This window comes from Aliarcobacter faecis, from assembly GCF_013201705.1.
In the GTDB taxonomy this organism is placed as follows: Bacteria; Campylobacterota; Campylobacteria; order Campylobacterales; family Arcobacteraceae; genus Aliarcobacter; species Aliarcobacter faecis.
In genome coordinates this window covers 2,065,223-2,079,040 of record NZ_CP053837.1, presented here as the reverse complement: position 1 = coordinate 2,079,040, position 13,818 = coordinate 2,065,223, and the positions used below count along the sequence as shown (strand labels likewise).

1 protein-coding gene is annotated in these 13,818 nt (G+C 31.3%); it reads left to right on the top strand.

Annotated features, from left to right (window positions below):
* Positions 1 to 83 precede the first annotated feature (83 nt).
* Entirely contained in the window at positions 84 to 13,811 is a 13,728-nt protein-coding gene (locus tag AFAEC_RS10350) for a Calx-beta domain-containing protein (protein ID WP_172658652.1), read from the top strand.
* The last annotated feature ends 7 nt before the right edge of the window (positions 13,812 to 13,818 follow it).

Sequence of the window (13,818 nt, the reverse complement as noted above, 5' to 3'; positions counted from 1 at the left end):
AAATTTGTTTCTATAAAAACTTTTTAGAGACTTTTTTAAAATAAAATATTTCATACAATCCTAAATATTCTGAGGAGATTATTATGAAATTAACGATTAGAGAAGTGAATGGTTCAAGTAAAGTAATTGAATTAAATAAAGATTTAAGTTTTAGTGCTAAAAAAGGGCAACAATTCATTTTCTCAAATGGATTTTCTAGTTATTCTATGAATTTTAAAGATAATCAAAAATCTGTTGAATTTACTTTTAAAATTGATGGTAAGACTGTAAATATTAGTTTAAATGGAATAGTTCCACTTTTAAATTTAAATAAAGATGGAATAATAAATCCAACATTAGTTTTAATTAATAAAAATTTAAATGAACAAAATATTGATAGTATTGTAAATAATAAAGTATTTAGTGGAAGTGAAATTATTGATAACTTAGAAGCTTTAATTTCAAATAAACCTAATAGTCTAGCATTAATTAATGATTTTTCTTCATTAGTTGAGACTTTAGAATCAGCGGCATCAGGAGGAGAAGGAGTAGAAAGAACAAGTGGAGTAAGAGTTGGTTTATCTGATACATTCAATGATTCTTTATTTGGACTTCAAGAGACAGATAGATGGATAAATTTAGAGAGAGCAATTTTTTCACTTCCAATAGATTCAAATCAAGCTATAGCTACAACTATTATAATAGATGTAGAAACATTATATACAATTAAACTAGATGGTTTAAAAGTTATTGATGTTATAGAAGGTGATAAAGCGAAATATAAATTAGGATTATATGATGAAAATGGTAATCCAATTGCTGCACCAGAAGATATAACAGTAACATTTAAATATACATATAAAACAGCCAATCAAGAAGATATTATTGAAGTTAAGAGTGTAACTATTGCTAAAGGTCAAACAGGTGTTGAATTTGAAGTAGAAATAGTAGATGATGTATATAATGAAGAACGAGAAAGTTTTGAAATTTCTATAGACTCGATAAGTACTCAATCTACAGAAGAAATTAAATTTATTAAAGAAAATATTGAAACTACTATTATAGATGAAGTAGAAGCATATGTTCCAAAAGAACCAACAGATCCAAGTAAACCAGTAGATCCAAGTAACCCAGTAGAACCACAAGATCCAAATACAAATACAAGAGATAATGTAAATGTAGATATTATAGGAGTAAAAACAGCTGTTATAGAGGGAGAAAGTTTTGAATATAAGGTAACTTTAACAGATGATAGAGGGTACCCAGTTATTGCAAAAAAAGATATTACATTTGAAATTATATATAAATATGATACAGCAGATGGAAATGATATAGCTGAAGTAAAAACTGTAACAGTAAAAGCAGGTCAAAGTGAAGTTATATTTAAAATAGATACAGTAGATGATAATATAATAGAAGATACAGAGTATTTAGATATAACATTAAATAAAAATGATGTAATAGGATCTGATCAGTTTGAACATTTAACTATAAGAGATAGAGATATAAAGTCTTCTATATTAGATAATGATGAATATACAGTAACAGTAGAACCAGTAGATCCAACAGATCCAACAGTTCCAAATATACCAGGTAACTTTGGAGGGAACACATTAGAGAATGGTAATGTAAAAATACCAGAGGGTAATGATGCACTGTTTAAAACAAAAGTAGAGAACCCAAGCTCAAAAGATGAGATAGTAGAAGTAAAACTAGCTAATGGGACAGCAGATATTAATGATGATTTAGTGTTAAATAATGTTAAGTTCTATGATAAGAATGGTAATGAGTTAGTTTCAGTAAATAAAGGAAATGGAGAGTTTGAAGTAACACTTCCAAAAGGTGAGACAGAGTTCTATACAAAAGTACCAACGTTTGATGATTTAATAGTAGAGGGAGATGAGAACTTTACAATTACAGCAACATTAGATGGTAAAACAGGAACAGGAACAGGGATAATAGTAGATAATGATGAATATACAGTAACAGTAGAACCAGTAGATCCAACAGATCCAACAGTTCCAAATATACCAGGTAACTTTGGAGGGAACACATTAGAGAATGGTAATGTAAAAATACCAGAGGGTAATGATGCACTGTTTAAAACAAAAGTAGAGAACCCAAGCTCAAAAGATGAGATAGTAGAAGTAAAACTAGCTAATGGGACAGCAGATATTAATGATGATTTAGTGTTAAATAATGTTAAGTTCTATGATAAGAATGGTAATGAGTTAGTTTCAGTAAATAAAGGAAATGGAGAGTTTGAAGTAACACTTCCAAAAGGTGAGACAGAGTTCTATACAAAAGTACCAACGTTTGATGATTTAATAGTAGAGGGAGATGAGAACTTTACAATTACAGCAACATTAGATGGTAAAACAGGAACAGGAACAGGGATAATAGTAGATAATGATGAATATACAGTAACAGTAGAACCAGTAGATCCAACAGATCCAACAGTTCCAAATATACCAGGTAACTTTGGAGGGAACACATTAGAGAATGGTAATGTAAAAATACCAGAGGGTAATGATGCACTGTTTAAAACAAAAGTAGAGAACCCAAGCTCAAAAGATGAGATAGTAGAAGTAAAACTAGCTAATGGGACAGCAGATATTAATGATGATTTAGTGTTAAATAATGTTAAGTTCTATGATAAGAATGGTAATGAGTTAGTTTCAGTAAATAAAGGAAATGGAGAGTTTGAAGTAACACTTCCAAAAGGTGAGACAGAGTTCTATACAAAAGTACCAACGTTTGATGATTTAATAGTAGAGGGAGATGAGAACTTTACAATTACAGCAACATTAGATGGTAAAACAGGAACAGGAACAGGGATAATAGTAGATAATGATGAATATACAGTAACAGTAGAACCAGTAGATCCAACAGATCCAACAGTTCCAAATATACCAGGTAACTTTGGAGGGAACACATTAGAGAATGGTAATGTAAAAATACCAGAGGGTAATGATGCACTGTTTAAAACAAAAGTAGAGAACCCAAGCTCAAAAGATGAGATAGTAGAAGTAAAACTAGCTAATGGGACAGCAGATATTAATGATGATTTAGTGTTAAATAATGTTAAGTTCTATGATAAGAATGGTAATGAGTTAGTTTCAGTAAATAAAGGAAATGGAGAGTTTGAAGTAACACTTCCAAAAGGTGAGACAGAGTTCTATACAAAAGTACCAACGTTTGATGATTTAATAGTAGAGGGAGATGAGAACTTTACAATTACAGCAACATTAGATGGTAAAACAGGAACAGGAACAGGGATAATAGTAGATAATGATGAATATACAGTAACAGTAGAACCAGTAGATCCAACAGATCCAACAGTTCCAAATATACCAGGTAACTTTGGAGGGAACACATTAGAGAATGGTAATGTAAAAATACCAGAGGGTAATGATGCACTGTTTAAAACAAAAGTAGAGAACCCAAGCTCAAAAGATGAGATAGTAGAAGTAAAACTAGCTAATGGGACAGCAGATATTAATGATGATTTAGTGTTAAATAATGTTAAGTTCTATGATAAGAATGGTAATGAGTTAGTTTCAGTAAATAAAGGAAATGGAGAGTTTGAAGTAACACTTCCAAAAGGTGAGACAGAGTTCTATACAAAAGTACCAACGTTTGATGATTTAATAGTAGAGGGAGATGAGAACTTTACAATTACAGCAACATTAGATGGTAAAACAGGAACAGGAACAGGGATAATAGTAGATAATGATGAATATACAGTAACAGTAGAACCAGTAGATCCAACAGATCCAACAGTTCCAAATATACCAGGTAACTTTGGAGGGAACACATTAGAGAATGGTAATGTAAAAATACCAGAGGGTAATGATGCACTGTTTAAAACAAAAGTAGAGAACCCAAGCTCAAAAGATGAGATAGTAGAAGTAAAACTAGCTAATGGGACAGCAGATATTAATGATGATTTAGTGTTAAATAATGTTAAGTTCTATGATAAGAATGGTAATGAGTTAGTTTCAGTAAATAAAGGAAATGGAGAGTTTGAAGTAACACTTCCAAAAGGTGAGACAGAGTTCTATACAAAAGTACCAACGTTTGATGATTTAATAGTAGAGGGAGATGAGAACTTTACAATTACAGCAACATTAGATGGTAAAACAGGAACAGGAACAGGGATAATAGTAGATAATGATGAATATACAGTAACAGTAGAACCAGTAGATCCAACAGATCCAACAGTTCCAAATATACCAGGTAACTTTGGAGGGAACACATTAGAGAATGGTAATGTAAAAATACCAGAGGGTAATGATGCACTGTTTAAAACAAAAGTAGAGAACCCAAGCTCAAAAGATGAGATAGTAGAAGTAAAACTAGCTAATGGGACAGCAGATATTAATGATGATTTAGTGTTAAATAATGTTAAGTTCTATGATAAGAATGGTAATGAGTTAGTTTCAGTAAATAAAGGAAATGGAGAGTTTGAAGTAACACTTCCAAAAGGTGAGACAGAGTTCTATACAAAAGTACCAACGTTTGATGATTTAATAGTAGAGGGAGATGAGAACTTTACAATTACAGCAACATTAGATGGTAAAACAGGAACAGGAACAGGGATAATAGTAGATAATGATGAATATACAGTAACAGTAGAACCAGTAGATCCAACAGATCCAACAGTTCCAAATATACCAGGTAACTTTGGAGGGAACACATTAGAGAATGGTAATGTAAAAATACCAGAGGGTAATGATGCACTGTTTAAAACAAAAGTAGAGAACCCAAGCTCAAAAGATGAGATAGTAGAAGTAAAACTAGCTAATGGGACAGCAGATATTAATGATGATTTAGTGTTAAATAATGTTAAGTTCTATGATAAGAATGGTAATGAGTTAGTTTCAGTAAATAAAGGAAATGGAGAGTTTGAAGTAACACTTCCAAAAGGTGAGACAGAGTTCTATACAAAAGTACCAACGTTTGATGATTTAATAGTAGAGGGAGATGAGAACTTTACAATTACAGCAACATTAGATGGTAAAACAGGAACAGGAACAGGGATAATAGTAGATAATGATGAATATACAGTAACAGTAGAACCAGTAGATCCAACAGATCCAACAGTTCCAAATATACCAGGTAACTTTGGAGGGAACACATTAGAGAATGGTAATGTAAAAATACCAGAGGGTAATGATGCACTGTTTAAAACAAAAGTAGAGAACCCAAGCTCAAAAGATGAGATAGTAGAAGTAAAACTAGCTAATGGGACAGCAGATATTAATGATGATTTAGTGTTAAATAATGTTAAGTTCTATGATAAGAATGGTAATGAGTTAGTTTCAGTAAATAAAGGAAATGGAGAGTTTGAAGTAACACTTCCAAAAGGTGAGACAGAGTTCTATACAAAAGTACCAACGTTTGATGATTTAATAGTAGAGGGAGATGAGAACTTTACAATTACAGCAACATTAGATGGTAAAACAGGAACAGGAACAGGGATAATAGTAGATAATGATGAATATACAGTAACAGTAGAACCAGTAGATCCAACAGATCCAACAGTTCCAAATATACCAGGTAACTTTGGAGGGAACACATTAGAGAATGGTAATGTAAAAATACCAGAGGGTAATGATGCACTGTTTAAAACAAAAGTAGAGAACCCAAGCTCAAAAGATGAGATAGTAGAAGTAAAACTAGCTAATGGGACAGCAGATATTAATGATGATTTAGTGTTAAATAATGTTAAGTTCTATGATAAGAATGGTAATGAGTTAGTTTCAGTAAATAAAGGAAATGGAGAGTTTGAAGTAACACTTCCAAAAGGTGAGACAGAGTTCTATACAAAAGTACCAACGTTTGATGATTTAATAGTAGAGGGAGATGAGAACTTTACAATTACAGCAACATTAGATGGTAAAACAGGAACAGGAACAGGGATAATAGTAGATAATGATGAATATACAGTAACAGTAGAACCAGTAGATCCAACAGATCCAACAGTTCCAAATATACCAGGTAACTTTGGAGGGAACACATTAGAGAATGGTAATGTAAAAATACCAGAGGGTAATGATGCACTGTTTAAAACAAAAGTAGAGAACCCAAGCTCAAAAGATGAGATAGTAGAAGTAAAACTAGCTAATGGGACAGCAGATATTAATGATGATTTAGTGTTAAATAATGTTAAGTTCTATGATAAGAATGGTAATGAGTTAGTTTCAGTAAATAAAGGAAATGGAGAGTTTGAAGTAACACTTCCAAAAGGTGAGACAGAGTTCTATACAAAAGTACCAACGTTTGATGATTTAATAGTAGAGGGAGATGAGAACTTTACAATTACAGCAACATTAGATGGTAAAACAGGAACAGGAACAGGGATAATAGTAGATAATGATGAATATACAGTAACAGTAGAACCAGTAGATCCAACAGATCCAACAGTTCCAAATATACCAGGTAACTTTGGAGGGAACACATTAGAGAATGGTAATGTAAAAATACCAGAGGGTAATGATGCACTGTTTAAAACAAAAGTAGAGAACCCAAGCTCAAAAGATGAGATAGTAGAAGTAAAACTAGCTAATGGGACAGCAGATATTAATGATGATTTAGTGTTAAATAATGTTAAGTTCTATGATAAGAATGGTAATGAGTTAGTTTCAGTAAATAAAGGAAATGGAGAGTTTGAAGTAACACTTCCAAAAGGTGAGACAGAGTTCTATACAAAAGTACCAACGTTTGATGATTTAATAGTAGAGGGAGATGAGAACTTTACAATTACAGCAACATTAGATGGTAAAACAGGAACAGGAACAGGGATAATAGTAGATAATGATGAATATACAGTAACAGTAGAACCAGTAGATCCAACAGATCCAACAGTTCCAAATATACCAGGTAACTTTGGAGGGAACACATTAGAGAATGGTAATGTAAAAATACCAGAGGGTAATGATGCACTGTTTAAAACAAAAGTAGAGAACCCAAGCTCAAAAGATGAGATAGTAGAAGTAAAACTAGCTAATGGGACAGCAGATATTAATGATGATTTAGTGTTAAATAATGTTAAGTTCTATGATAAGAATGGTAATGAGTTAGTTTCAGTAAATAAAGGAAATGGAGAGTTTGAAGTAACACTTCCAAAAGGTGAGACAGAGTTCTATACAAAAGTACCAACGTTTGATGATTTAATAGTAGAGGGAGATGAGAACTTTACAATTACAGCAACATTAGATGGTAAAACAGGAACAGGAACAGGGATAATAGTAGATAATGATGAATATACAGTAACAGTAGAACCAGTAGATCCAACAGATCCAACAGTTCCAAATATACCAGGTAACTTTGGAGGGAACACATTAGAGAATGGTAATGTAAAAATACCAGAGGGTAATGATGCACTGTTTAAAACAAAAGTAGAGAACCCAAGCTCAAAAGATGAGATAGTAGAAGTAAAACTAGCTAATGGGACAGCAGATATTAATGATGATTTAGTGTTAAATAATGTTAAGTTCTATGATAAGAATGGTAATGAGTTAGTTTCAGTAAATAAAGGAAATGGAGAGTTTGAAGTAACACTTCCAAAAGGTGAGACAGAGTTCTATACAAAAGTACCAACGTTTGATGATTTAATAGTAGAGGGAGATGAGAACTTTACAATTACAGCAACATTAGATGGTAAAACAGGAACAGGAACAGGGATAATAGTAGATAATGATGAATATACAGTAACAGTAGAACCAGTAGATCCAACAGATCCAACAGTTCCAAATATACCAGGTAACTTTGGAGGGAACACATTAGAGAATGGTAATGTAAAAATACCAGAGGGTAATGATGCACTGTTTAAAACAAAAGTAGAGAACCCAAGCTCAAAAGATGAGATAGTAGAAGTAAAACTAGCTAATGGGACAGCAGATATTAATGATGATTTAGTGTTAAATAATGTTAAGTTCTATGATAAGAATGGTAATGAGTTAGTTTCAGTAAATAAAGGAAATGGAGAGTTTGAAGTAACACTTCCAAAAGGTGAGACAGAGTTCTATACAAAAGTACCAACGTTTGATGATTTAATAGTAGAGGGAGATGAGAACTTTACAATTACAGCAACATTAGATGGTAAAACAGGAACAGGAACAGGGATAATAGTAGATAATGATGAATATACAGTAACAGTAGAACCAGTAGATCCAACAGATCCAACAGTTCCAAATATACCAGGTAACTTTGGAGGGAACACATTAGAGAATGGTAATGTAAAAATACCAGAGGGTAATGATGCACTGTTTAAAACAAAAGTAGAGAACCCAAGCTCAAAAGATGAGATAGTAGAAGTAAAACTAGCTAATGGGACAGCAGATATTAATGATGATTTAGTGTTAAATAATGTTAAGTTCTATGATAAGAATGGTAATGAGTTAGTTTCAGTAAATAAAGGAAATGGAGAGTTTGAAGTAACACTTCCAAAAGGTGAGACAGAGTTCTATACAAAAGTACCAACGTTTGATGATTTAATAGTAGAGGGAGATGAGAACTTTACAATTACAGCAACATTAGATGGTAAAACAGGAACAGGAACAGGGATAATAGTAGATAATGATGAATATACAGTAACAGTAGAACCAGTAGATCCAACAGATCCAACAGTTCCAAATATACCAGGTAACTTTGGAGGGAACACATTAGAGAATGGTAATGTAAAAATACCAGAGGGTAATGATGCACTGTTTAAAACAAAAGTAGAGAACCCAAGCTCAAAAGATGAGATAGTAGAAGTAAAACTAGCTAATGGGACAGCAGATATTAATGATGATTTAGTGTTAAATAATGTTAAGTTCTATGATAAGAATGGTAATGAGTTAGTTTCAGTAAATAAAGGAAATGGAGAGTTTGAAGTAACACTTCCAAAAGGTGAGACAGAGTTCTATACAAAAGTACCAACGTTTGATGATTTAATAGTAGAGGGAGATGAGAACTTTACAATTACAGCAACATTAGATGGTAAAACAGGAACAGGAACAGGGATAATAGTAGATAATGATGAATATACAGTAACAGTAGAACCAGTAGATCCAACAGATCCAACAGTTCCAAATATACCAGGTAACTTTGGAGGGAACACATTAGAGAATGGTAATGTAAAAATACCAGAGGGTAATGATGCACTGTTTAAAACAAAAGTAGAGAACCCAAGCTCAAAAGATGAGATAGTAGAAGTAAAACTAGCTAATGGGACAGCAGATATTAATGATGATTTAGTGTTAAATAATGTTAAGTTCTATGATAAGAATGGTAATGAGTTAGTTTCAGTAAATAAAGGAAATGGAGAGTTTGAAGTAACACTTCCAAAAGGTGAGACAGAGTTCTATACAAAAGTACCAACGTTTGATGATTTAATAGTAGAGGGAGATGAGAACTTTACAATTACAGCAACATTAGATGGTAAAACAGGAACAGGAACAGGGATAATAGTAGATAATGATTTTGACTTAACAACGGATGCTAGCTTTACAACTAAAGAAGATATAGAATATATATTAACGATTGATGATTTTGGTACACCATTAACAACAATAGAAAAGGTTAAAATTACAGAAATTCCAGTAAATGGTCAATTACTATTAAATAATAAAGTAGTTCAAGTAGGACAAGAATTAACTAAAACAGATATTAATAGTGGGAAATTAGTATTTAAGCCAAATTTAAATAGTGATGAAGACGGAAGTTTTAAATTTATAGTTAATGATGGAATACAATGGTCTGCAATAGAAAATAAAACTGAAATAATAGTTACAGCAGTTGCTGATGTACCAACAGCAAGTATTGATGCTGTAAAAGTAGCTTCTAATGAGTATACAGTAGAGATTAAAGCTGCATTAAGAGATACTGATGGAAGTGAGACTTTAACAGTTAAAATTAGTAATGTCCCAGAAGGTACAGATTTGATAAGTACAAAATACGAAGTTACAAAAAATGTAGATGGTACATGGAATGTAAAAGTTCCAGCTGGAGATACATCAATTGCTGATACATTAGTATTAAAAAATGTACCACAAGATATTAATTGGGTTGATTTAAAAATTACTGCAATTGCAACAGAAAAAAATGACAATGCTGATGGTACAAACTTTGCAAAAGCAGAAGCAAGCGATGCAACAGTTCATGGTGTTGGAGAGAATAATCAAACTTGTATACAAGTAAATAAATATAATCTTATATTAACATTAGATATTTCTTCTAGTATGACTAAAAATAATGCTATGGAAAATGCAAGAGCTGCATTAAAAGATTTAGTTGATACTTATGGAAAAATGGGAGAAGTAAAAATTGCATTAAATGTTTTTGCTACAAATAGTTTTATTAAAACAAATGCAAATGGTGAAGTTTGGATGACTATTGATGAAGTGAAAACTTTAATAACAAATTTAGAAGCTATAACAAAAGCAGGTGATAATACAACAAACTATGATGATGCTATGTTAAAAAATATGGAAATTATTAACAATAATTCATTACCATTTACAAATGGAAAAACAGTTTCTTACTTTATCTCAGATGGGCATCCAACGGATGGAATGATATATGATCCTAAAACAGGTACTTATGTAATTAGAAATGATTTTCCGTGGGCAGGAAAAGAGATAAACCAAAATATATTAAAAGATTATCAAGATAACTTTTTATCAAAAATGGATGAGTCATTTTCTATTGGAATTTTAGGTCAAGGTACATTTAAAACAGAATTCTTACCATTAATGGGAGAAGAGACACATTTAGCAACAGATGTTACAAAATTAACAGACAAATTATTATCTACAATTAAATCATCACTAATTGATGGAGATGTAATGGATAATATAAGTGGAGGAGATGGTCATATTACTATAGATAGTATTAAATTTGAAGGTAATATATATACAAAGGCAAACTATCCACAAGATGGTATTTTAACAAATGATGGAAAAATTAAACTTGTATTTGATTTTGAAACTGGAAAATATAAATTTATTGCAGTAAATACAGATTTTGTTGTTAAAAATGCAGTATTTGAAGTAACAGCAAGTGATTCAAATGGAGATACGACAACATTTGATGTAGGATTAACAGTGGGTGGAACTCCAATTGTTTCAGTACCAACTGCTAGTATAGATGTTGTTAATACTTTAACTATAGATAAAACAAATGTTACAACTCCTTCAAAAGGATATAGTGTTGAAGCTTATAATTTAGATGGTACAAAAGGAGAAATTTCTATAGCAACTCTTCCTAGAGAAGGATTTGGTGTAAAAGGTGCTTCTTCAGGTGATGATTCTGAAATTGGTTATTTAGATGGTAAATCTGAAGAAATTAGAGTTAAATTTGATAATAATGTAACAGATGTAAATGTTAAATTCTCTTGGTTAGCATCAATAGAAACAGCCCTTATTAAATTTTATAAAAATGGAGTTTTAGTTGGAGAAACAACGCAAAAAGGTTTAACAGATATTATAGATGGACCATTTAATTTAAAACCAAACAATGGAACTTTATTTGATGAGATAAGATTTTCAGCTTTAGGAAAAAATGATGATTATTTAATTAATTCAATAGAATTTAATGAGGTAGTTGTTGATAATAGTGGAAAAATTACTGGTGAGGTTTATTATGTCGATTTAAAAGCTGCATTAACAAGTAATGATGGAAGAGAAACTTTAACAGTTAAAATAAATAATGTTCCAGAAGGTGCTACATTTGATTTATCAAATATGAGAGATTTAGGAAATGGTACTTGGGAAGTAATAATTCCAGCTGGAGCGAAATCTATAGATTATAGTAAAGTAAAAATGATAGTTCCTGCAGGTACAGGTTATGTAGATTTAAAAATTATTGCAACAGCAAGCATTGAAACTCCGTGTAACTCAGATTTTTCAAAAGATGCAACAGATAGTGATGCAACTGTATATGTTTCAAATGAAAATATCATTGTATATGAAAAAGGAATGGTAAATGGAACGAATGCAGGAGATGGAAGTAATATTATAACAGGAGCATTTACTATAAAAGCTATTGATGGAATAGCTAGTATTACAATTGCTAATACAGCTATAAATGTATCTGATTTAATAGCTGGAAATAGCATTCCACCTATTGCAGTTCCGAATGGAACATTAAAAATCACTGGATATGATAATGGTAAAGTTAGTTATGAATATACTTTAACTCAGGCACATAATCATGATAAATCAAAAGGTGAAGATGAAATAGCATTTAAAGATATAAATATTAAAGCTACAGATGTAAATGGTGATACAAGTAGTGGAAAAATAAATTTAGGCATTTATGATGATAATCCAAGAACTTCAATAGATGATTCAAATGCTGGAGGACAAATTTTAGTCGTAACAGTTGGTCAAGTTGATGTTGGTAAATTACAAGCAGGGTTTACTACATGGAAAGGAGGTAATAGTTATACAGGAGCTAAAAATACAGATACAATACCAGGTAACGATACTTTAACATGGGGAGATGCTTCTAATAAATCTGGGTATGACTTTAAAGGAAATACAACATATAAAAATATGTCAGAAAATGTTATTAATACACAGTTAAATTTAGGTACATTTACACATACAAATCAACCTATTACAGCTGGTTCAGAAATTACTCAAGCAACACTTAGAGTTGAATTAGATGTAGTTATTGATGGAGAAACAGTACATATAGTACATGATATTGTACTTGATCATAATGAGACATCAAATAGTGGTACAGCAGAACAAAATAGAGATATAGTTACTATAAAAGAGCAATCATTCTCTCAAAAAATAAATGTTGGAGGAAAAGAGTATCTATTTGTAATAGATGGTTTTTTAGATAAGAGTGGAAATATTGTAAAACAGGTTTATACTTGGGAAGCTGGTCAACAACCAGCAGGGCAAACAAACTATAACTCATTTGATCTTTTTGCATCTATTGTTTCAACAGATCCTTTACCAAAAATAGAAGGTAATGCATATGGTGATGATGCAGGTTCAAATGCAATTTTTGGAGCAGATGGGAAAGCTACTAATAATGCTATTGTTTGGCAAAATGGTGTAGTTCAAACTGATGGTAGTACTAAAATAGTTGGAACATATGGTACTTTGATTGTAGATAAAAATGGTCACTATGTATTTGAGTTAAATAGAGCTACTTATGATAATTTTAAAGAAAATGATGATAAAACAGCTACTTTTAAATATACTATAACTGATGCAGATGGAGATAGTAGAGATAGTTATGTTAACATCAAATTAAATGGTGCTATATATGAAAATGATGATAATATAGGAAGGACTATTGAAGGTACAGCAGATAATGATATCATTTATGGAAAAGAAGGAAATGACTATATCTATGGTGGAGCTGGAGATGATACTATATATGGTAATGGTGGAAGAGATGTAATCTATGGTGGAGCAGGAAACGATACAATTTATACAGATTTAAGTACAAAAAATGGTGTTACTTATGGAGATGTGTTTATTGATGGTGGAACAGGATATGATAAATTAGTTCTTAGTGGTAATGATGATATTGATTTATCAGTTATTAGAGGAAAAGTTTCTATTAAAAATATAGAAGAGATAGATTTAACAGCTGGTAATCATTCATTAAAAAATTTAAAACTAGAAGATGTTGTAGATATGACTGATGGTAAAAATGAGTTATATATTAAAGGTAATATAGGAGATAAAGTTCAATTAAATTTAAATGAATGGGATGTTAAAGCTACTAATAATGGATACAAAGAGTATACAGGAAAAGGTTCAAACTCTACAGTTAAATTAATAATTGATGACCAAATAGATATTAGTAATATCTAAAAAATAT

Bases quoted from the DNA above. Each gene is read 5' to 3' on its own strand.
- AFAEC_RS10350 (WP_172658652.1), top strand. From the start codon at position 84: ATGAAATTAACGATTAGAGAAGTGAATGGTTCAAGTAAAGTAATTGAA.